General features: G+C 59.0%; 21 protein-coding genes and 1 CRISPR repeat array. Of the genes, 13 read left to right on the forward strand and 8 right to left on the reverse strand.

Going from position 1 to position 21952, the window contains the following annotated elements:
• Positions 1-3: 3 nt before the first annotated feature.
• Positions 4-1809 carry a winged helix-turn-helix domain-containing protein gene (locus DBR16_RS13375; protein WP_161539513.1) on the reverse strand — a complete coding sequence of 602 codons (1806 nt, stop codon included), beginning with the start codon at positions 1807-1809 and terminating at the stop codon, positions 4-6.
• Between the two features lie 160 nt (positions 1810-1969).
• Between DBR16_RS13375 and DBR16_RS13380 the strand changes: the two genes are divergently transcribed.
• From DBR16_RS13380 to DBR16_RS13400, 5 genes are all read left to right on the forward strand, one after another.
• Entirely contained in the window at positions 1970-2737 is a 768-nt protein-coding gene (locus DBR16_RS13380) for a hypothetical protein (RefSeq protein ID WP_125184573.1), read from the forward strand.
• Between the two features lie 73 nt (positions 2738-2810).
• Entirely contained in the window at positions 2811-3779 is a 969-nt protein-coding gene (locus DBR16_RS13385; protein WP_109261725.1) for a beta/gamma crystallin-related protein, read from the forward strand.
• A gap of 246 nt (positions 3780-4025) precedes the next feature.
• Positions 4026-4361: a UrcA family protein gene (locus DBR16_RS13390; protein ID WP_109261726.1), complete on the forward strand. Its 336-nt coding sequence runs from the start codon at positions 4026-4028 to the stop codon at positions 4359-4361.
• Positions 4362-4446: 85 nt separating this feature from the next.
• On the forward strand, positions 4447-5505 hold the full coding sequence (locus DBR16_RS13395) for a helix-turn-helix domain-containing protein (RefSeq protein WP_109261727.1): 1059 nt from the start codon (positions 4447-4449) through the stop codon (positions 5503-5505).
• A 72-nt stretch (positions 5506-5577) separates the two neighbouring features.
• Entirely contained in the window at positions 5578-6030 is a 453-nt protein-coding gene (locus DBR16_RS13400) for a group III truncated hemoglobin (RefSeq protein WP_109261728.1), read from the forward strand.
• On the opposite strand, the gene DBR16_RS13405 is transcribed toward DBR16_RS13400, so the two are convergent.
• Together DBR16_RS13405 and DBR16_RS13410 are read right to left on the reverse strand one after the other, a co-directional pair.
• Positions 6031-7254: a saccharopine dehydrogenase family protein gene (locus DBR16_RS13405; RefSeq protein WP_109261729.1), complete on the reverse strand. Its 1224-nt coding sequence runs from the start codon at positions 7252-7254 to the stop codon at positions 6031-6033.
• A 54-nt stretch (positions 7255-7308) separates the two neighbouring features.
• On the reverse strand, positions 7309-8094 hold the full coding sequence (locus tag DBR16_RS13410) for a DUF3108 domain-containing protein (protein WP_161539514.1): 786 nt from the start codon (positions 8092-8094) through the stop codon (positions 7309-7311).
• Positions 8095-8207: 113 nt separating this feature from the next.
• Between DBR16_RS13410 and DBR16_RS13415 the strand changes: the two genes are divergently transcribed.
• Positions 8208-8705 carry a nuclear transport factor 2 family protein gene (locus DBR16_RS13415; RefSeq protein ID WP_109261731.1) on the forward strand — a complete coding sequence of 166 codons (498 nt, stop codon included), beginning with the start codon at positions 8208-8210 and terminating at the stop codon, positions 8703-8705.
• A 170-nt stretch (positions 8706-8875) separates the two neighbouring features.
• Here the strand turns inward: DBR16_RS13415 and DBR16_RS13420 are convergent, their stop codons facing one another.
• Together DBR16_RS13420 and DBR16_RS13425 are read right to left on the reverse strand one after the other, a co-directional pair.
• On the reverse strand, positions 8876-9775 hold the full coding sequence (locus DBR16_RS13420) for a hypothetical protein (RefSeq protein WP_109261732.1): 900 nt from the start codon (positions 9773-9775) through the stop codon (positions 8876-8878).
• Positions 9776-9872: 97 nt separating this feature from the next.
• Positions 9873-11147, reverse strand: a complete 1275-nt coding sequence (locus tag DBR16_RS13425; RefSeq protein ID WP_161539515.1) for a S8 family serine peptidase — start codon at positions 11145-11147, stop codon at positions 9873-9875.
• Positions 11148-11249: 102 nt separating this feature from the next.
• Here DBR16_RS13425 and DBR16_RS13430 point away from each other — a divergent pair, with 102 nt between their 5' ends.
• Genes DBR16_RS13430 through DBR16_RS13440 form a run of 3 tightly spaced genes read left to right on the forward strand, consistent with a single transcriptional unit; the run spans position 11250 to position 13039 of the window.
• On the forward strand, positions 11250-11762 hold the full coding sequence (locus DBR16_RS13430; RefSeq protein WP_233347842.1) for a sigma-70 family RNA polymerase sigma factor: 513 nt from the start codon (positions 11250-11252) through the stop codon (positions 11760-11762).
• Complete coding sequence (locus tag DBR16_RS13435) at positions 11759-12463, forward strand: anti-sigma factor (RefSeq protein WP_109261735.1); 705 nt, start codon at positions 11759-11761, stop codon at positions 12461-12463. Before DBR16_RS13430 ends, DBR16_RS13435 begins: the two co-directional genes overlap by 4 nt.
• A 57-nt stretch (positions 12464-12520) precedes the next feature.
• Positions 12521-13039 carry a hypothetical protein gene (locus DBR16_RS13440; RefSeq protein ID WP_109261736.1) on the forward strand — a complete coding sequence of 173 codons (519 nt, stop codon included), beginning with the start codon at positions 12521-12523 and terminating at the stop codon, positions 13037-13039.
• Between the two features lie 104 nt (positions 13040-13143).
• Here the strand turns inward: DBR16_RS13440 and DBR16_RS13445 are convergent, their stop codons facing one another.
• A complete protein-coding gene (locus DBR16_RS13445; RefSeq protein ID WP_109261737.1) occupies positions 13144-14739 on the reverse strand; it encodes an ABC-F family ATP-binding cassette domain-containing protein in 1596 nt (531 codons plus the stop codon).
• A 142-nt stretch (positions 14740-14881) separates the two neighbouring features.
• Between DBR16_RS13445 and DBR16_RS13450 the strand changes: the two genes are divergently transcribed.
• The 4 genes from DBR16_RS13450 to DBR16_RS13460 all read left to right on the forward strand — a co-directional run bounded on the left by DBR16_RS13450 (position 14882) and on the right by DBR16_RS13460 (position 18779).
• Entirely contained in the window at positions 14882-15466 is a 585-nt protein-coding gene (locus DBR16_RS13450; protein WP_109261738.1) for a pentapeptide repeat-containing protein, read from the forward strand.
• Positions 15467-15865: 399 nt separating this feature from the next.
• Positions 15866-17197, forward strand: a complete 1332-nt coding sequence (locus DBR16_RS13455; protein ID WP_125184574.1) for a tyrosine-type recombinase/integrase — start codon at positions 15866-15868, stop codon at positions 17195-17197.
• A complete protein-coding gene (locus DBR16_RS13915; RefSeq protein ID WP_161539516.1) occupies positions 17175-17369 on the forward strand; it encodes a hypothetical protein in 195 nt (64 codons plus the stop codon). Before DBR16_RS13455 ends, DBR16_RS13915 begins: the two co-directional genes overlap by 23 nt.
• Before the next feature lie 426 nt (positions 17370-17795).
• Positions 17796-18779, forward strand: a complete 984-nt coding sequence (locus tag DBR16_RS13460; RefSeq protein ID WP_109261740.1) for a hypothetical protein — start codon at positions 17796-17798, stop codon at positions 18777-18779.
• A 166-nt stretch (positions 18780-18945) separates the two neighbouring features.
• Positions 18946-20632: direct repeats of the CRISPR family, unit length 36 nt; unit sequence GTTCCGGTTGGACCGCATACTCAGATCAGCTAAACT.
• 68 nt (positions 20633-20700) lie between these two features.
• On the opposite strand, the gene cas2 is transcribed toward DBR16_RS13460, so the two are convergent.
• Together cas2 and cas1 are read right to left on the reverse strand one after the other, a co-directional pair.
• The gene (gene cas2 / locus DBR16_RS13465) at positions 20701-21006 is read right to left on the reverse strand and encodes a CRISPR-associated endonuclease Cas2 (RefSeq protein ID WP_109261886.1); all 306 of its coding nucleotides are present in this window, start codon (positions 21004-21006) and stop codon (positions 20701-20703) included.
• A gap of 23 nt (positions 21007-21029) precedes the next feature.
• Entirely contained in the window at positions 21030-21947 is a 918-nt protein-coding gene (gene cas1 / locus DBR16_RS13470) for a type II CRISPR-associated endonuclease Cas1 (RefSeq protein ID WP_109261741.1), read from the reverse strand.
• Positions 21948-21952: the final 5 nt, after the last annotated feature.

Genomic DNA, 21952 nt, shown 5'->3' on the forward strand with positions numbered 1-21952 from the left:
CGGCTATTCAAACACGGCCCGCATGCAGACCGGCGCGTCGATCTGCTGATAGCAGAAATCCGGCAGCTCGCCGCTATCGCGCCAATAGTCCAGCAGGCCGAAAGTTTCGGCAATTGCGGAAAAACGGTCCGTTTCCCGGACCGCAGCGAATTCCGGATAATAGAAAATAACGGCGATACCCGGGGCTGCAGGGTCGAGCGCCTCCAGAATATCCAGAGCGGCCGATGTCTCGCCAATCCGCGCAAGCTGGCGGGCCGCGATCGTAACATCCAGGGCGCGGCAGGCATGGATAATCCGATCGATCATTGCCGCGTCTGCCGTCAGGGACTCTGGGACGTCGAAACATGTTCGTATACTATCGGGCATGGACAGTGCCGCCATTACGGCATTGCGTTCAGCATCACTTCCGTAAAACCCGCTCAAAATCGTCATCAGGCGACTCGCCTGAACATTGTCCGGGTAGAGCAAGAGATAGTCGTTTAGCAGAGCCCGGCTCTCCGTCCATCTGTCTGCCGTAGCGGCGAGAATGGCTTGACCCACCACATGTTGCGGAATGGCCGGCCATCGGCTTTCCACTTCCTGCGCCAGAAAACGTGCATCATTGATGCGCCCGACCTGACGCATGATCACGGCGGTCTGTGCTGTCGCATAGAATCCCGCCCAGCTTTCGACAGGTATGCCTGACAGGGCGTCGAGTTGTTGCAGGGGTGCTTCTCTGTCCAGCTGGCTCAGAATAAGGGCTGACCGGACGAAATTCGATTCCGGCAGGGCTTCGTGTGCCAGTTCGGCGAGGCTTGCCGCTTCGTCACGGATACGCTGGACCTCGCCAACCGACCGCCCGAAAAAATACCGGTTGGGCTGGGTCATGATCACCAGCGCATGCAATGACATCAGAAAGGGCGAATCGCTTCCCTGTTCCAGCATCCGGCGGGTGATCCTCACCGGGTCCTGCAGATTGTCCGAAATCATCAGGGCCCGGCACAGGCGGACAAGCTCGGGAAACAGACGTCCGGACTCCGCCATGGCTTGCCGCGCCTCGCCGGCCAAGAGATCGGCGCATCGAAGGATATTCGAATTCTCGACCGCGATCCGGCGCGCCAGTTGTTCGGTTCCCAGACCGGCGATCGGGATGGAGCGGACATCCAGTGCTTCCCCGGTCGCTGCCAGCGTCAATGTCAGGATGGCGGCCCCGCCCTCTTCGTCGGAATGCCCGATATGAAGATCGAAACCCCGGGGGCTGGCGGCCGCATCCAGCAGGCCGCGGGACAGCATTTCGGAATGAAGCGGCGCTTCCAGCCCGGTGAATGCGGGGTCGATCCGCGTCTGTAGCAGCGGCTCATTCTGGCGGCGGCCGTCACTTGCGAGATAGGCGGCGAAAGCAAATGCACCCGCAATCAGCGCTACACCCCCCGCCAAAAGCGGCCGGGACCGCAACCGGATCCGGTGCAGAATGCCGCGCGCCTCGCCGTCGGCTTCTGAAGGCGCGGCCTCCTCCGCTGTTACCGGGAGGCTGAACCGGTATCCACGTCCATAGCGGGTCTCGATATAAGTGGATTTTCGGCCCGTATCGCCGATCGCCTCGCGAATGGACTTCAGGGCGGTCGGTATCACGCCTTCGGTCACCGGGATGTCCGTCCAGACCGTATCGAGAATCTCGTCCTTGGTGACGAGGTCAGGCGCCCGCTGCATCAAGAGCAGCAAGACCTCGTAATTTCGGCCCCGCAGGCTGGTCTCCTGCCCCTTGAATCGAACGATTTCCCGGCGCCGGTCCAGCTCGATCTCGCCCGACCGGAGAACGGGCACAGACATTCTGTCGCCATCCGTCATGTCGGGCAGGTCACGGCCCGTGGCCGGATTGTCATTTTCAAGACTGATTTCAGCATTCCCTCAGATTTCACTCAGGATTCAGACATCCACAAAAGGCAAGCTTCCAGCGGAAAATTGTCACAAATCAATATGGACCAGGACTTTGAGACACTCAACGACATTAGCCGCCGCCGTTATCGGGGCCTCCCTGTTGGCCGGCATCATTCCCGGCCCGGCCCTCGCTGATGAGCTCTGGACAGGCCAACGACAGGACATGCAGGACATGCTGGTTTATGAGAGCGAGGTCGGCGGATACGCTGTTCTTCAGGGCTCGGACCGCATAGTCTACTACGTCGACGGGCTTGCGGGAAATTACAATAATCGCCAGGGCATGTTCACCGGTACATGGGTCAGCATGTATCCGGCCCCCTCCGACGAGCAATCATGCACATCGACCTATAACGCTGTCGATGGCCGCCGCGCTGAAATCTTCGGGTCGCTGATGATCCGCTTCGACTCGCCGTCTTTCCCGACCGGCTTTCAGATGGCCCGCTGGTATTGCGAAGGCCCGACCGACTATGAAGGTCGGCCGTTGGAGGACAGGATCACCTTCCATTACTACACGCCGGTGACCAACGTACCGATGGAGGAATCCGGGGCTGACTACGGTTTCAACGATCCGGCACCGGGAGCGAACCAGCAGCAGGAATGCCTTGAGCGGATGACAACCTTCGCCCGTGCCGCCGGTTTTTCGAATCTCGGCCGCGGTGAGAACCGGCGCGAGGAAACCTGGATGATTTCCGGAACTGTGACGTTCCAGAGCGGATACCAGCGCGGATTCGAATGTTACCATGTCATGGGCCGGGTCGACCGCGTGCTCTTCCATGACAACCATGTAAGCGGGTCAGAACCGATCCGGCCCGATCACTGATTTTCCAACCCGTTCGTGGCGGATATCCGGTTCCCGGATCTGCCCGGACATTTTGATCTCCGGGGGGAGGACCATGAAATCAAACACATTCCTGGCTGCATTCGCCGCAGCCTTCATTGCGTTGGCCATAACGGCGGAAGCCATGGCCCAGCAAACCGCACCGCTCAGCCGGCGCGCGCAAGTCGTTCTTTATGACGGCCCCAATTTTACCGGGCGCTCCGTCCGCATCCAGGCCGGCGAAGACGGCTCGAATCTGACGAACCTCAACTTCAATGACCGGGCATCTTCCATGCGGGTTCTCGGCAATTGGGAGGTTTGCGAACATGTTAATTTCGACGGGGCCTGCCAGCGGTTCAACAGCGATGTCGCGAATCTGGGCGGGTTCAACGACCGCATCAGCTCGGTGCGCGTTCTCGCAACAATTCCGCCCCCTTCCCGTCCGACGCCGGTCCTCCTGCCGCGCAGCGGATTGCAGCTTTACGACAATGCCGGGTATTCCGGCCAGACTTTCGACGCCGGGTCCGATGTCAACAATCTGAGCAATACCGGTTTTAATGACCGCACCGGCTCGCTTGTCATGGCCGAGAATGAAACCTGGCAAGTCTGTTCCGATGCCAATTATCGCGGCCTCTGCCGCAGCTTCAGCGAGCCTGTCGCCGATCTTACGGCGGTGGGATTGAACAATAATATTTCCTCGATGCGTCGTATTGGCAGCCCGCCGATCCCGGGTCGGCCGATCGTGCCGCCGGGCGGCGGACTCACGCAACTCAGCGGCGAAACCCGCGGTGAAAACGGTGTCGGCTTCTTTGCCATACCGCGCGCGAATGGCAGCGCCATTGACCACTGCGAACGTTCGCTGAGCCAGACGTGTGGTGATACTGGCGCGGATGCGGTGTGCCGGATGGCCGGTTACCGGGAAGCGTCCTATTACTCGATCCTTCCGCCAAGCCAGTATGGCGGTACGGTTCATGTCGGCGACGGCACGCAATGTCGTGGACGTAATTGTGGGGCCATCATCAACCTGCTCTGCACCAGTGATTGACGCAGAATGATCGAGAGCCCGGATGCCGCGCGCATCCGGGCTTTTCGCGCCTGCGCACCGGGCACCACTGGACCGGCAAGAGCCTGCAATCAGACAACAACCCCCGCCACTGATCGTTTCTGAAAAACGCCGCGCGTTTCTGAAAATCATCACGCGATTTTCGAAATCGCAAAGCAGAGCAGGGGGAAGATCGCCAGATTGAGCTCGTCAGCCGCCTCCCCGCGGCCCTAACAAACGAGGTCGATTATGTTGAATGCACTCCTCCCCGCCCTTCTCCTGGGCGCAAGCGCCGTCGCCGGCAATCCCGCCAGCGCAGAGCTCTCCTACACGCAGGCCGAACTTTCCACCCACAGCGGTTCCGCCGCTGTTTATCAGCGCCTTGTGACCGCCGCAGAACGCGTCTGCGCCAATGAAAACCGCCATTCCGCCATGGCCGCCACCGCCACCCGGATCTGCGTGGCCGACACGGTAGCCCGTACCGTCAGTGAAATTGCCGCCCCGCAACTTGACCAAATCCACGCTGCCCGGAGCGTCTCCCCAGATGGACGGGAAGCCGTGGTGCTGGCTGCCAGTGGCAGCTAGCGAGTGCTGCCTGCCAGCTTCTCCCGCGCGCCTTCCGCAACGGAAAAGCTGGCAGGTCCTTTTTGATTGAGGCATAATCCCTGTCATGACGGACGCCGCCCTTGTTGAAATCATCGCCCGCATGAGCGCGGGTGTGCTGTGTCTTCTGACCAGCGCGGTTCTGCTTCTGAATGCCCGCCGCTCTCTGGCCGCCCGGCTTGGCGCGCTTTTCGGCCTCGGCGCGGCCGCCTACATGATCTGCGCCTCACCGACCATGCGCGACCTTCTCGGCATCTGGCAGCATGTCATCGAGCCTCTGGGCTGGCTCGACGGGGTCTTCTTCTGGTGGTTCTGCCTCGCCCTGTTCTGCGACCAGTACCGTTTTCGCGCCGCGCATCTTCTGCCGGCCATTCCGATTCTCATTCTTGTGCCGCTGCAATATACGGTGAGCGATCCATTCTGGCGCGATGCCATGACCCTGATCAAACAATCCATTTCCGTCATCCTGTTCCTGCACGCCACCTATTTCGCCCTGCTCAGCCTGAAGGATGATCTGGTCGATACCCGCCGCCGTTTCCGCGTCGTGATTGCCGTCTCGGTCGGCCTGTCCGCCGTGATTCTCATGGGGCTGGAAATCGTATTGCGCGGCTCGGCGGCCGAAACCGCCTATCTTGTCGGCTCGGCGCTCTGGCTGTTGGCGCTGTCCTTCGCCTTTGCCCTGTGGGCGCTGCGCGCCAGCCCGGAAATGTTTGTCGACCGCAAGGAAGTGCGCCAGCACCATGACAGCGAGGCCGCCATCGCCGCCATCGACCCTGTCGACCGCCCGCTTCTGGCCCGGCTGGAAGCGGCCATGCAGGCCGGAGCCTATCGCGAAACCGGCCTCACCGTCGGCAAGCTGGCCGATCAGCTCAAAACACCGGAACACCGCTTGCGCAAGCTGATCAATTCCGGCCTCGGCTACCGCAATTTCTCCAGCTATATCAATTCCCACCGCGTCGAGGATGCCAAGGAAATCCTCGCCGATCCCGAACGCGCCCGCCTGCAGATCCTGCAGGTCGCGCTCGATCTCGGTTATGGCTCGATTGCCAGCTTCAACCGCGCTTTCCGCGAGGCCACCGGCGAAGCCCCGACCAGCTTCCGCCGCAAGGCGCTGATGGCGGACTGACCGCGCCTTGACGGAAGGGGTGCGGCAACATCGCGCCTTGCCGTCACCTGGCAGAGCGTCCAACCCCCTGCCATGTCGCATCCACAATCCGCCAGTGTTGCCGAACGCCGCGAAGCCATCCGCGCCCATGCCGCCACTCTGGGCATAGATGAGGCCTATATCTCCACGCTGGTCGAAACCTTCTACGGCCGCGTGCGGGCTGACGCCGTGCTGGGCCCGGTCTTTGAAAACGCCATTGGCGATCACTGGCCGGAACATCTGGCCCGGATGAAGGATTTCTGGGCCTCGGTGACCCTCAATGCCGGGCGCTATTCGGGCAGGCCGGTCCCCGCACACAAGAAGCACGCTTCCATTCGCCCGGAGCATTTCAGCACCTGGCTGGCCCTGTTTGAACAGACGCTTGTGGACACGGCACCCACAGCGGTGGCGGTGCCCTATTTCATGGAACGCGCCCACCGCATCGCCCGCAGCCTGCAACTGGCCCTGTTCGGCCTGCCCGGCCTGGAAGCGGAAACCCGCGCCTGATCAGTCCTCGACCGCAAATGTCAGCCCGGCATGCGCCTGCAGGCGGCCGATCAGCACATCGCCCAGCGCCGCCCCCGGCGTCCAGATCCCGCCGCCGGTCTTGTCGCCGCCAACATCGAGCAGCAGACACAGCGCACATTCGGAAATCATCTTCGAGGTCGAGCCATAGCCCGGATCCTTGTCGCCCTTCACCGAGGCGCGCAACACTTCGCCATTCTGGCCTTCACCGATAAACAGCACGTCATAGAAGCCGGTTTCGCGGGCCTGCTTGTCGGGACCTTCGCCCGGCTTGGGCAGCATGAAGGTTTTCAACAGCCAGCGCGTCGGGGCCATGGCCAGCATGATGTTCTGCAGCTTGTCCTGGCGCGCCGCCGCCTTGGCGCGTTTCTCGCCCTTGGGACCATCGCCGGTCATCATCCGCTCGTCATAGACGAAATCCGCGCCATAAGCGTGTCCGGCGAGCGCATTGGTGCGGTGCACATTCTTGGTATTGATCGGGGCCATGATGAAGGGGGCGGTCCAGGACTGCGCCGTTTCATCATATTCGGCTTTGTCGGAATGGGGCTGTTTCGGCCCTTTGAAACCCGGCACCAGAGAGAACGGATTGGTCAGAAGCTTGATGACGGACGTGTCTTTCGACGCGGCTTCCAGCGTCGCCGTCAGGCTGGCCGCCGTGCCGCCGGAGAAGGTGCCTTTCATCTTGCGCACACGGCCTTTGACGCGCGGCAGGACATGGCCCAGCCGGGCTTTGGCCTCGCGCTGCAGGAACCAGACGCCGAGATCAAACGGCACCGAGTCGAACCCGCAGGAAAACACAATGCGTGCGCCCGATTCTTCGGCCTTTTCCTGGTATTTGACGATCATCTGCGCCATCCAGGCGGGCTCGCCGCACAGATCCACATAATCCGTCCCGGCCTCCACACAGGCGGCCAGCAGGGGCTCGCCATAAAGCTGATAGGGGCCGACGGTGGTGATGATGACGCTCGCGTTCTCCGCCATCGCTTTCAGCGAGGCCGGATCGGACGCATCCGCGGCGAGAATGTCGACATTGCCGGAAATGCCCATCTCTTCGCGCACGGCTTCGAGTTTGGAGACCGACCGCCCGGCCATGGCCCAGCTTAACTCCGGCGCATCGCCATAAGCGGTGTTGAGATATTCGGCCACCAGCCGGCCGGTAAAGCCGCTCGCCCCGTAAACCACGATTCCGTATTGGCGCTGCGTCATGTCGAACCCTCCCTTTGCCCTCAACATCGCGCGGACCGGCGCCGGGTCAAGGCGTCAGTTCAGGGTCAGCGCCCGCAATTCCACCGTCACCCCGCCGAAGCCGGCGCGCGTGTGCAGGCGCACCGGCAGGAAAGCCGTGCCGCCCGCAATCGGGGCAATCCACATGCGCAGCGGGTGACGGGTTTCGCCGGGCTCCGGCCAGTCTTCCGGGTCATAACCGGACACCGGCGCATAATAGGCATCACACACCAGCGCCTCGCCGCGCCAGCCGCGTGTGCGGATGGTCTCGGTGCCACGGGCGGCGAGCAGCAGATCATACCTTTGCTTGCCATCAAACACCGGCAGCGCGCCTTCGCACGGTGCGCCGCCGGACGCCGCCACCATTTCCGACAAGAGCAGGGTCGCCGTCATCGGATCAACCACGCCGGTGCGGTCCGCCTCGCTCGCCGGCGGCTCGCCCCAGGAGGAAAAGTCCGGCGAGGCGGTGGAGCGCGCCACACCGCCGTCAAATGCAACGTCGATGATCCGCGTCTTGTCGCCCGTGCGCTCGACATGGCCATAGCGTGAGGGCTGCGGTCCGGCATCGGTGAACCGTCCGGCGACATCGGAATCGATCTCGAAATCGGTAAACAGCGCCGCCAGTCCGGCGGCCTCGACATGCGCCTGCGCCGCATAGTCCGCGCGCCCCAGATCGGCCTCCAGCGTCACCCGCCCGACCCGGAAAACCAGCACCGAGGCGGAATAATCCGCCGTGATCGACAGCGGCGTCTCGCGGTTGAGCGCGGGGGCGGTCAGCGGAAAAGCCAGCCAGAGGATCAGGACGATGGGCCAGAACGTCATGCAAACAGGCCTTCCAGTCATTTGGTTTGCCCGACACTAGCGCCCGTGAAGACGCCCTGTCGAGTTGCCGTCGCGCCGGAGGCGTGCTGTGCTCCGGAAAAAGGGAGACCGGTATGAGAAAAACCGTTTCGGGCGTGGCGGGCGCTTTGTTTCTGGCCGCCACGGCCATTGCACAGGAAACGGCGTGCGCCGACTTTGCCGCTGCAGGCGATATACTTGCGGCGAGGGCAGCCTTCAACACCGCCATTGCCGAACGCGACCCCGGCACCATTGCTGCCATTCTGAGTGAGGACGTCGTGCTGGTCGCTGCCAGCTATAGCGACCTGTTTCTGGGCGCAGAAGCACAGCTCGCTCTCTGGCAGGGTAATTTCGGGCGTGAGGATCGCGTCATCTACAGCCGCACGCCCGACTGCATCATCCTGTCGCCGCTGATGCCGCTGGCCATGGAATACGGCCACTGGATTGGCCAGCAGGAAGGATCACCGGAACAGGGCAGCGTCTCCGGCAGTTATGCCGCCAAATGGGCGCTGGATGAAGGCGGATGGCGGCTCGATGCCGAAACCTTCATGACCGAAGCCTGTGAGGGCGCGCTCTGCCCGGCGCGGGACTGATCAGGCCAGCCGCAAATCAGACTCACTCGAACGAACAGCATCAAGCCGGGTTCTTGAAGCCTCCATTGTCCGTCAGCTTTAAACGGTCAGAGCGTCGGTCGCGGTTACAAAGTCACAAAAAAGGGGGCGGCATTGACCGCCCCCCGATATCCGGTTGATTGTCCGTCCGCCTAGGGGCGTCGACGGCGAGGTTCAGCCAGCAGCCTTGCGGCCACCAGCAATGACAGGATGAGAAAGAGCGCAAAGCTCAGCGGAAAAGCATGTTCACGGATACTGTCCCGGTTGACCCACATCGTATCCGAAGCCCGTGATGCAGGACGAGTGGCCGATTGCGGCGCCGTATCGGGCCGGGGTTGAGCCGCCGCGGTTGCCGGCCCGCGGTCATCGGCCACACGGCGATCACGGATTATGACAGTATCGGAATGCCGGACCGGTCCGGCATAGGTCTGGCTCCGGCCTTGTGAAACCACGACGGCTTCGGGTGTCTGTACCTGCACATTCACGTCAGGCGGGACATGCGTTGTCACCTCCGTGCGCGCTGAATTGGCGGCAATTTCGGCCGAAGTCAGAACGCGGCTGGTCGCAGTTCCCGTCGGCGCTGCTCGGGCTTCGATACTGGCGGCCGAGCGGCTGGAAAGCTGGCCATTGCCAGCGTCTGCGGCGTCTGCCTGACCGCTTGCTGCATTTGTAGCGCCGGCGCCCTCGGGGCCGGCAGTGATCGCAGATTGGGTTTGTGCTGCGGCCTGCGCAGCCTCATCGGCTTGAGCATCGACTTCAGTCACAACGCTGGCATTGGTTTGTGGTGAAGCCGCGTCCTGTCCGGCGCTCTCGCGGGCGGCTACCGCTGTCCGGCGCGCTTCGCGCACGGCCTGTTGTTGCCGCATCATTTCCAGTCGCGAAGCTGGTTGGCCACTTTGCAGACTCGACCGAAGGCGGCTGTCCTGATCTAACCGCAATTCGTCATTTTCTACATCAGTCGTCTGCTGGACGGTGCCGGTTACGGATCCCAGCTGCGCTTCGGCCATCGAGGCGGTCGCCAGGACGGTACAGATTGAAAGCATGATACGCATTGGAAACTCCTTTCCTTGCCTTTCCGGCCCGCCGCTCACAGCAGGCCGTTCAGAAAGACAACGAATGAAGCTCCCGGTTTATTCCAGCTGACGGAGATCAGTTTCCCGCCAGGTGCCCTGATGCGGTCTGAAACAGGCCGTCACCGACCAGCCCGTGCCCGTAAACGCGGTCTTTCCCCCGCGGCCCCAGATCACGGGCTTGCATCGTCAGTGCGTTGAGGGCCGCTTCGGTGGAGCCCAATAACAGCGTCTGGTGAGCCAGCAGACCGGTTACGATCGGGGTGGCAAATGATGTGCCGCGGACCTGCACGGATCGTTCGTTAAGAGAGGGCCAAACCATATCCATTCCGCGCGCGGCAAAATCGACATGATCGCCGCGAATCGCTTCGGGCAGAACATCGCCATTGGCATCAACGCCGGTGACCGCAATGACCGCCTCATAGGCAGCAGGGTAGAGCGGCCGCGCGCTGGCTCCGTCATTTCCAACCGCTGCGACGATCAGGCGGCCCTGGTCTGTAAAGCGCTGGACAGCCGCGCGCAAGGCGAGATTTTCCGGACCGACGATAGAGATATTCACGACGCGAACATCAGATTCCGCCATCCATCCCAGTGCCCGGATCAGTGTGTCGGCAGAGCCCCCCGTCGGTTGTCCGCCATAGACATCCGCGGCCAGAATGCGGGCGCCTGGAACCACTCCATTTCCTGATCCCAGAATGGCGGCGACCTGCAATCCGTGATCATGAGGCACAACCGATGTGCCACGAAAATGCCGGGTCTCGACCTGACCGGCAGCGAAAACCGGAGCCTGCGCGGGGACGCCTGCATCAATAACGCCCACAGTCAGGTCGCGGTGCGTTTGTTCCGCATATCCGCGGAAATGTGCCGCCATTCCGGATGGCAGATACACTGTGTTCAGATCAAACAGGCCATCCGGATCAAGGCCCCGCAGAATACGCAGCGCGGATTGTGCCCGCATTCCGCTCGGCGCCCCCAGCCGTACATAACGAAGCCCCAGAGCGCTTTCCGTTCGGTCTTCGATAATGCGAAATCCGTTTTGCTGTGCCAATGTCAGGAGCACAATATCAGGATCCACCACCAGAACTTCACCGCGAAGGACAGCGCTTCCCCCGGGACCGCGCTCCAGAACATCGCGATTGGCGCGCACTAGCGTATTGACCGCATCGCGGCGCGCATCCTCGATTTCATCAAGCACACTGTCTTCCAGCTGACCCAGCAGGCTTTCTGCCGGGTCCAGCTGCGTGTCCGGCAGGACATCGGGCAGACGTGTCGGAAGACGGTCGGGCAGACGCAGCTGCGCGTCGGCAAGGCCGGCAAACGCCACCAGCAGGATCAACAGCAACTGAATACGCATAACGGCACCACCCATCTCTTCACCCGCCTGCTATGACAGCAGGGGCTGATCAGATAACGTATGGAAGAAACAGCTTCTTCCAATCGTTGTCAGGATAATAACATGCCTGCGAAAGATGCCGAATTTCGGGCGGAACTGATGGCAATTCTGCCGCGCTTGCGGCGGTTTTCCCGGTCGCTCGCCCGGCATGAAGCGGACGCTGACGATCTGTTGCAGACAGCGCTGGAGCGGGCTTTGAAACGGTCTGATCAGTTTCAGGCCGGAACGCGTTTGGACAGCTGGATGTACCGGATGATCAAGAATATCTGGATTGATGAAATTCGCGCCCGCAATCGCCGCGCTCAAACCTTTGCCCCGGAAGAGGCTGGTCTGGGAGTCGGTGCGGAGGACCCTGCTTTTGACAGGCAAGTTCGGGCCATGTCGGTGGAACGTGCTATGGAAACCCTGTCTGACGACCAGCGGATTGCTGTATCACTCGTTCTCGTCGAGGGTTTGTCCTACAAGGAGGCCGCGAGCGTTCTGGATTTGCCGATGGGCACGCTGACAAGCCGCCTCGCCCGTGGAAGGCAGGCCTTGGCAGACCAGCTGGCCGGCAAGGCGGGAGAGTCCACATGAATTACAGTGACGAAGACATCATCGCTTATGTCGATGGTGAAATGCCGGCCGCCGACTGCGCCCGTTTCGAAGCCGCTCTTGCCGCCGATGCTGATCTCGCCGCCCGCACGGAAACTCACCGGCGCCTGAGCAATTCGGTAAAATCCCATTATGCACCTGTTGCCAATGAAGCCGTGCCGGACCGGTTTGCCAATTTGCTTGCCTCTGATGACGATGCGGCGGCAGCCAATATGTTCATAGATCAGCTAAAAAGCTGGTTCTCTCACCCGTTGGCCATGCCTGGCGCGTCGGCCATGGCCAGTCTGGCGATCGGCATTCTCGTCGGCGTGCAATTTGTACCGGTTGAAAACGGTATTTCCGGCGAGACCACGCGGGCTGATGCGCAACTGGCCACGGCCCTCAACGCCGCCGGTGGCACAACCAGCTGGCAAATTCCTGTCACGTTCCGGGACGATACCGGGCGCTATTGCCGGGCATTCCAGGGGGCTGAAACCGGCACCGCCGGTCTGGCATGCCGTCAGGATGATGGCTGGCAGGTGCAATTACTCGTCACCGGCGATGGGACCAGTGCGGGCGAGTATCAGCTCGCCAGCTCGCCCTTGCCGCCAATGGTTCTGGAAAGTGTCGATGGCCTGATCGACGGCGAGCCACTGGATACCGAAGCAATAGAAACAGCCGCACGTCTCGACTGGATGGAATAAATCCGGCCACCCATTCGTTGTCCTCCTTGCAAGACGCCAATTGCAAAGGAGGATGTCATGCAAATTCAGAAATTTATATTGATCGCAGCCTTGCCCGTGGCGATGTTTGCGGGCGTCCCGGCTGAAGCCCAGTCCGGACATTCGTCTCACTTCAGCTATCATCACAGCTATCATGATCGCGGCTATGACCACCGGTCCTTCCGTTACAATCGCCAGGCATGCGAAACGCGTACGTCTGGCGGATTGGGCCTCGGCGCGGTTCTTGATGCCGGCCCTTTACTCGGCGTAGATGTGCAGCTTGGCGGCCGCTTCAACGATTGTGACCACCGCCAATATAGCTGGGCATCGGGCTGGTCGGCTGAGTCCCGCAGCACAACCTATTGGGAAAACCCCAATTCAGGAGCGCGCGGGGTTGTCCGCCCCCGCGATTACTATGACCGCGGCAGCCGTACCTGCGCCAGTTTCGAATCGGAATCCTGGTCGGGTTATGGCGATTATGATCGCGGCCAGTTTGAAATGTGCCGCAATCATCGCGGCGATTGGGAGTTCAGCGGAGGTTATGAACGCCGTCGCTAATTCTCCTCGCCCTGCTTGTCAGATGAAAGGCCGGAGCCCATGGGATCCGGCCTTTTTCTGCGCGCAGATCGGCTTTCCTGGGCCGGACCGCGCCGTCCGCCGCCTCAGGCGTTCACCGCCGCCCGGTCGGCCTGCAGGACGAGTTTGCGGTAATCATTGAGATCGCCGTCATAGCGCGCCGCCCGTCCATCCTTGACCAGCCAGAGCTGATCGGCCGTGCCTTCGGCGAGATAGACGTCGTGGGTGATCAGCACCACCGCCCCCTCATAATCATTGAGCGCGTAGATCAGCGCCTCGCGGCTGTCGATATCCAGGTGCGAGGTCGGCTCGTCGAGGATCAGGATATGCGGCTTGTCGATGGCCATCAGGCCGAGCAGCAGGCGCACTTTCTCGCCTCCGGAGAGGTTCTCGATGGCGGTCTCCACCTTCTCGTGCGGAAAGCCCATGGCCGCGGCCACGGCGCGCTGTTTTGACGGGGGCGCCCCCTCGGGCAGGGCGTCGCGGATATGGTCGAGCACATTTTCCCCGGGCCGCAATTCATCCATCTGGTCCTGCGAGAAATAGCCGATGCGCAGCGCCCGCGGGGCCACCCGCTCGCCCGCCAGCAGCGACAGCCGTTCGGCGATGGACTTGACCAGCGTCGTTTTGCCCTGGCCGTTGGCGCCGACAATGGCGATGCGGTCTTCCGGATCGAGGCGCAGATCGACCCCTTTCAGGATCACGGCCTCCGCGCCATAGCCCAGCACCGCATTGCGCATTTGCAACAGCGGCGGCGAGAGCTTGTCCTTGGAGTTCGGAAACACAAAAGGCGTCGTGCGCTCGGCCAGCGGCACAGTGATCTCCTGCATCTTCTCCAGCTTCTTCACCCGCGACTGCGCCTGCCGCGCTTTCGACGCCTTGGCGCGGAAGCGGTCGACAAAGGCCTGCAGATGCGCGCGGTCGGCTTCCTGCTTGGCGCGCTCGCTTTCCAGCAGCGCCGTCCGGGCCGCGCGCAGCCGCAGCCAGGCATCATAGCCGCCCGGCGTGATCGACAATTGTTTGTGCTCCAGCGCCAGCGTGTGGGTGACCGAGCGGTTCAGCATCTCCCGGTCGTGGGAGACGATCAGCACGGTATGCGGATATTTCTTCAGATAGGTTTCAAGCCAGGCCGCGCCTTCCAGGTCAAGATAATTGGTCGGCTCGTCCAGCAGCAGGAGGTCGGGCTGGGCAAAGAGCACACCGGCAATCGCCGCGCGCATGCGCCAGCCGCCGGAAAACTCCCGCGTCGGACGGGCCAGATCGTCATCGCTAAAGCCCAGCCCGGTCAGCACTTCCGCCGCCCGCGCCTCGGCCGACCAGGCATCGATATCGGCCAGCCGCATGTGGATCTCGCCGATGCGGTCCGGATCCAGCGCGGTTTCGGCCTCCTGCATCAGGGCGTGGCGCTCGGCATCGGTGGCCAGCACCACGTCGAGTATGGTGTCGTCCGAGGGCTGCACCTCCTGCGCCACCCAGCCCATACGCGCCCCCTTGTTCAGCCGGATCGGGCTGTCGGGGGAGGGCTGTTCGATCTCCTCGCGGATCAGCTGCAGCAGGGTGGATTTGCCCGTGCCATTGCGGCCGATGAGGCCGACTTTCCAGCCCGCCGCGATCTGGGCGGAGGCGTTCTCGAACAGGGCGCGCGCGCCGATCCGGTAATCAAGGTTTGAAATCGTCAACATGGGGCGGCGGTGTAACGTGCGCAGCGCCCAGCGCAATGCCCGTGGGGAGTCGAAAGGCGGCCGGAGACACACCGGTACGAATTGCCTGTCTTTATGTTCGTGCCTGACATACAAAAGTTTTAAATAAAGGCGGGACCCGAGAATGCAATTCATCAATAAAAAACAGAATATTGTCGCATTCCTTTTTGCCAGTTTCATTTGGACCGCCGCGGGCAGCCCGGCGGCGATAGCCCAGGAGGGTCCGGCGTGCAGCCAGACTGAGCGGCCGGGACAAGCGTGGCGGGCCACCTGTCAGGCCGAGCTGAATATGCACAGGCGTATGGGCGAATGGCTTTCAGAAACCCTGCCCGGGGCAGCAATGGACCAGAGCAATCGCGACTATTCGGGACAGTCATTCTCGCGGATGGATTTCGCCGGCGTCACCCTGCACAACACACTGTTCAACAATGCCCGGCTGGATTTGGCGAATTTCACCGGTGCCGACCTGACCGGCGCCAGCTTTGTCGGCGCGGACTTGACCGGTGCGCAATTCACAAATGCCAATCTGACCAATGCCGATTTCAGCGGGGCCAATATGCAGGGGGCTTATATCTATGGCGCGGATCTGACCGGCGCGCGCCTCTCGGGCGTCCAGAATATTTCAACGGTCAATATGAGCGAGACCACGATCTTCTGCCGGACCATTGGCTATAATAACGAGGTTTTCAGCTATAGCTGTCCCGAATAAACCGGCGAGATGGCTGGCTGGCGAATAGCGCACCGGACCGGCCGAGCCCACCTTGCCGCCCTGCAGGGCACCCTCACGGGTGTGGCGGACGCGCTACGCCAGACGGCACAGGGGCGGGACGATCGCGGCATCAAACAGCGGCGAGGGCGGACAAGGCCTTCGCCGTTTTCCTGTGCGCTGCCCCGGGCGCAGCATGGCCCGTCCACAGCCATCGTCAAATATCGAGGAAAAGAATGGAGCGGGCGATGAGATTCGAACTCACGACATTCACCTTGGCAAGGTATTGACGCCCGCTACCCTCGTTCCTTGCATGCATTCATGTTATTGAATCTCTTGTGAAACGTCTGACGCATTGTTCTGGAAAGACAGCCATGTTTTTCCACTGCAGGGACGTTCCGAGTGGAACACTGGTGGAAGAAAAAACTTGACTTTCAACCAAAAATGGTGTACTATAATAGGGTAGAGTTGAAGGTGAATCTTCCTCTTGTTTCAAACAAATCAGGAGAACAAATGCCGCGATCACGTCCGGGCAGGTATGCTCGATTCTATAAGCTGCAAGAAGATGTAAAGACGCACCGACCCTCACGCGCAAAGTATCTTGAAGGGATTGGCATCCGGTGCGGAGATAAAACTGAAACTGTCTATTTAAAAATACGATTGCCAAGAGGCGGACAATATCGGGAAAAATATTACAAGCCCGGTTCCGCTATAGAAGTCTCACTGGGGCGATTATCGTCCTGGCCTTGGGATCAGATCATTCAGGAGCGAGACCGTCTTCAGGGGCGCGCTGACAGGGGCGAACCGCTTGAAGAAAAAGCGACAGAAACGTTTCGAGAAGCCGCGCTTACTTGGCTCGAGACCAAGCGTAACGTGGCCAGTCACACCCTTATGAAAGGGCATATCGAGAATTATCTGCTGCCAAGTTTTGGAAACCTGCCACTCGACCAGATTGACCTTGACCGCGTACACCTATGGCAAGCCAAGTTGATCGAAGACCTCAGCCCGGCCACCGTAAAGCGGATCAGGGGCACGTTCAGCACGATCATGGCTTATCAGGTCAGAAAGGGCGCACTGGACCGCAATTGGGTGAAGTATGCCGATCCGATCAGGGGCATCGAACCGCGCACCCGACATCTGACCAGAGAGGAAGTGAGCGCAATACTCCAGAAAGCTCGCGAACTGGACAACATCAAAGCCAAGGACGAACCATGGAAACATGCCGCACCTTGGCTGGAAGACTACATCAAATGGCAATTGATGACGGGCATGCGCAAGAGTGAAGCACTCAGGCTAAGATGGTCCGATATTGACCGGACAAGCAATCAACCATTAGCGCGCATTTCTCAGTCCAAGACCGGCAAACCAAGAACAATTCCGCTTGGTTCGACCACGCTGGGCATTCTCGAGCGGATGCAGGATTATCCGAGAAAGGAGGGCGATCAGAGGATATTCCCGATTTCGCTCTCGACTGTGACTCGAACCCTCAAACATCTTTGGAATGTTTGCGGAATTGAGGACGTCAGGCTGCATGATTTGCGGCGGACGTGTCTGACTTGGCTGGCGGCCGATAATGTTGACCTCAGGACCGTCCAGTCATTTGCGGGGCATGCTGATTTGAACATGCTCCAGAAACACTATGCGCAGCCGCTTAATCATCAGGCTGCAGCCATAGCGATGGAAGATAGATTTAAAGCGATAGGACAAAAAAATGAAGTTGATGAACGACACTGAAATCGCAGAGCAACTGGGAATGTCGGCATCTTGGGTACGCGTTCAGCGGCACAAGCGAAAGCATGGCGAAGATCACTGGTTGGCAATTGACCCGATCTATGTCGGAGAACGCTGTCCGCGTTACAGACAGGATATGTTTGATGATTTTATGGAAACCGTCTGTGTCACTTGATTGGGCGGTAGGGCCGAACATTTAACTGGCTGAATATATTATGATTATTAAAGAAATAGTAGAAGAATGAACGAACCAGACAATCTATCATCATTGGTACCGTGTGAGCCTGATAACGATCCCCTAAGTCTCGAACGTGACCCACGTTTTAGACATGACCTCCAGAGACAAACACCAGAGCTCGACCTATTGGTGGAGCATCTTATTCCTCTGCTTGTCGCCCATCGTGAGCAACACTACGAAAGGGGCTTCGGGAAGAGAACGCGGCTCAGCTATGAACACGCACTCAGATCCATTCTCGCAAACCTTTTAAACAACACTCGTCCGGAAGAACGCCGAAGCGTTTGTTACTCCCGTTCTTGGGCTGGCTATGAACCATCAATCTACCGGAACAATGCCCCCGGTAGAGGCGTATTCACAACCTGCTTGGATGTACTGGCCTCCGAAGGGCTTATCGAGTTGACGATGGGCGTATGGGACAACTTTGGGGGAGAGGGAAGGCTGTCCACATTCCGCCTTACTGACGCGGGTGCCGAATTGTTCCAGGCGCTGGACGTTCTCGATTCCTGGGTACCGCTTGACCTTTCCCAACCCGGCTTTGTCGAGATCAAGGACGCCAAGAAAAAGAAGGTGGAATTCGATCCAGATATACCAGAAATCCGGGAAATTCTTGATCAGCTATTGGCGATCAATCAATCCCTGCGCGATGCAGATTTCACCATAGACGAAAGGGCCGAGATCACTCGACACTATGGGTCACTCATTACCCAAAACCCTGCCTTTCGGGCCTATAAGCGCATCTTCAACAATGATGACCTAGAGAAGAATGGTCGCTTCTACGGGCCGTGGTGGCTGAATATGAAGTCGGTAGACCGTCATGCCATTCGCATAGATGGGCAGCCAGTTGGCGGACTGGATTACTCCGCCTTCAATGCCCGAGTTCTGTACGCTCAGGAGAAGCAGGAAGCGCCAGACTGCCCCTACTCCCCGCCAGACCTAGTTGCTCGTGCAGAGGCGGCTGGTCTCGACTGGCAGGAATTACGAAACGGCATGAAAGAGCTCTTCAACCGGCTGCTCAATTCAAAGGGTCGCGGAAGCACCAAAGATTACGAAGACGCATTCGCCATCCATCGAATTGCAACCATCGACGAGGCGCTGAACCTGCTCACAGCCCACAATGAACCCATCAGGCATCGCTTCTTCTCACAGGAAGGATTGAGCATTTCCCGGATTGAGTCAGAGATTGCCTTGCGCATCATGCTTGATGGATTGACTGAATCCAAGACCCTCCTCTCTATCCATGATGGCTTTATCGTAAGGCAGGATGAAAGGGACTGGTTGTTAGACAGAATGCACTACCACTATCTAAGTGTCGTAGGAGGAGAGCCGGTTATAGGAGAGATGTGGTAGGTAGGGGTGTGGAGAGATATCAGGGGTGATTTGAGCGCCTAGCTATACACTTAGCTTACCACTCTCTGTTTCTCTTCATAGTAGGGGGAATAAGCTCATTCGACACTCTGGACCGCATACTCAGATCAGTTAATCTCCCCACATCACAGGAGGACTGACATGAAGCGTTCCGGTTGGACCGCATACTCAGATCAGCTAAACTGGCTCTTTCGGAACCATCACCATCCCGTCAGTTCCGGTTGGACCGCATACTCAGATCAGCTAAACTCACCGCACTCGCCAACGCCTCGCCACCTTCAGTTCCGGTTGGACCGCATACTCAGATCAGCTAAACTATGCAAGCTGATTTTTCGCTTGTCACGTGTGTTCCGGTTGGACCGCATACTCAGATCAGCTAAACTCAGTGATAGCCATGAGAGGGCTCCATCTAAGTTCCGGTTGGACCGCATACTCAGATCAGCTAAACTAAGCCGAGACGGTCCTAGCGATTCGTCCAGGTTCCGGTTGGACCGCATACTCAGATCAGCTAAACTCTCTCCTCCCGGCGTTCCAAGCCAGTCTAGGTTCCGGTTGGACCGCATACTCAGATCAGCTAAACTAAGTATCGAACGCTCAAAAGGCTATCGACAGTTCCGGTTGGACCGCATACTCAGATCAGCTAAACTTCCGGACCGTGCCGTTCACATAGTAGAGCTGTTCCGGTTGGACCGCATACTCAGATCAGCTAAACTAAAAGCGGGCAGAGCAGTATCCGCATATCTGTTCCGGTTGGACCGCATACTCAGATCAGCTAAACTATTCCAGCACATCATGATGGACCCGAATCTGTTCCGGTTGGACCGCATACTCAGATCAGCTAAACTATCACCTATGGGGAAGCGCCCGAGGGCTGGGTTCCGGTTGGACCGCATACTCAGATCAGCTAAACTCTGCGAGAGGCGGTAGATGGCGGCGGATACGTTCCGGTTGGACCGCATACTCAGATCAGCTAAACTTCCGCAGGTGCAGCAGCAGCTTTCAGCCTAGTTCCGGTTGGACCGCATACTCAGATCAGCTAAACTCTCCCGGCCACCCGTGAGGACAATCGCCCTGTTCCGGTTGGACCGCATACTCAGATCAGCTAAACTCGGCTTCGGCCAGTGTGCGCCAGCTGGACCGTTCCGGTTGGACCGCATACTCAGATCAGCTAAACTTGTGGCGCTCTAAGGGTGTGTGCGGGGCGTGTTCCGGTTGGACCGCATACTCAGATCAGCTAAACTCTGCTTTTCTGCGCGGCCACACCACGGGCCGTTCCGGTTGGACCGCATACTCAGATCAGCTAAACTGCGTTTTGATCACACCGCCAATCCCGGTTAGTTCCGGTTGGACCGCATACTCAGATCAGCTAAACTGAATATTCCCATCCGGTGCTGGTCTCCGGAGTTCCGGTTGGACCGCATACTCAGATCAGCTAAACTCCGACACACTGGACCGTCAGACCGTGGATAGTTCCGGTTGGACCGCATACTCAGATCAGCTAAACTCCTGGGCGGTCAGAACAGCATCGGCAATGTGTTCCGGTTGGACCGCATACTCAGATCAGCTAAACTATGCCTTGGCCGCATCTGCGCCCCGAATCAGTTCCGGTTGGACCGCATACTCAGATCAGCTAAACTAACTCTGCGACGAGACGTTCCGCGCCATTCGTTCCGGTTGGACCGCATACTCAGATCAGCTAAACTCACGCTCGGCGCGGCCCGCATGGCCGGCAGGTTCCGGTTGGACCGCATACTCAGATCAGCTAAACTGATCTGCGCGTGGCGCACCGCTGTCTTTATGTTCCGGTTGGACCGCATACTCAGATCAGCTAAACTAGAGCAGCAAATAGGGTGTTGAAATATCGCCCTTATTTGCTGAATCTATTTCATAAAATCGGTTTGGATCAAAACATCTCATATTGATTTGGAGCTTTTTTATCAGGTCCACGGCATCTTCCTCTGAAGGAAATGATTCGTTCATACTGCTTGTCCGTGAATTGCAAGATATCGATTTTTCCCTCTGCCGGTAAAGCCGCCTCGATTTTAGACAACAAGGATTGGATCGCTTCCTTGCCCGGGGTGTGGCGGACATAAACCGAAAACTGGGCCATTTCGAAGCCAAGGTCTTTCAGAAAAAGTCGAAACCGGTTAGCTGCTTTTCGCGGCTCAATTTCGGTTACAGGCAAATCAAAAACGACCATCATCCACATCAACCGATACCCACTGAGAGCTCTCATTTCGTTATCACGCTGGCGAGGCTGAGTTCGAGTGGCGGCTGCGGCAGCTCCAGGTCTTTGCATTCGCCAAGAAACACCCTTGCCAATGAGGACGCCAGCCTGTCTAGGCAGGATTGAAGTGGAGCAGTGCCACGTGGTCCGATCATATCCATGGACATAGTGGATACCAGTTCGCCTTTTGCTGCCTTGTCCAATTCCGTTTGCCCCGAAAGCATCAATCTGGCGACAGTGAAATCGACATAAGGTCGAAATGGCTCCATTAAATCATCCGCTAACCGCAAAGCTGAACCGCGACTGATGTGATGCAACGACAGAGAAGGGTGCAGACCGGCAGCAACGATCGACCGTGCTGTTGCGGACCTCAAAATACTGTAGCCAAAATTAAGGAAGCCATTAATACCGTCGGAACTCCGGTTACGTCGAAAACTATCGCCCATAAGCAAGGGCCAATAATGCCTCGCCGCTTGAGCCTCAATATTTTCCGTATCTCCGGACCGAACCCTTGCCAGCATTCTGGAAAGCCGAACATTTGGCTTCCCCAACGCTTCTAATATTGCCGCTTGGGCCGTTATTTTCGCTTTTACAATGTCCCGCCAAAGTCGCTTACGGGTCGGCCGTGATGCTGAAGCTTGGGCTTCCATGATAAGCCCCTGTTCATGATGGCCATCAATAGGCCAAACCACTCCCACGGGGTTATGTGATCGATCACTCAGAACCAATGGACAACCACGCGCAGCTAATTGTTCTGCCAGATGGCTTGTGAACGTGGCTGAGTGGGCATGAACGATTACGGCGGCTAGGTCATCGAGCGGGACGCGGCCGATCTCCTCTTCTTGATAGCGAATTTTCAGGAATCCACGATCAACAGATAGCAAACTCCCTTCTGTCGTGATCTCGATAAACCGGTTTCGCATTTTCG

The sequence above is a fragment of the Hyphobacterium indicum genome (assembly GCF_003129605.1).
GTDB classification, from domain to species: Bacteria; Pseudomonadota; Alphaproteobacteria; order Caulobacterales; family Maricaulaceae; genus Hyphobacterium; species Hyphobacterium indicum.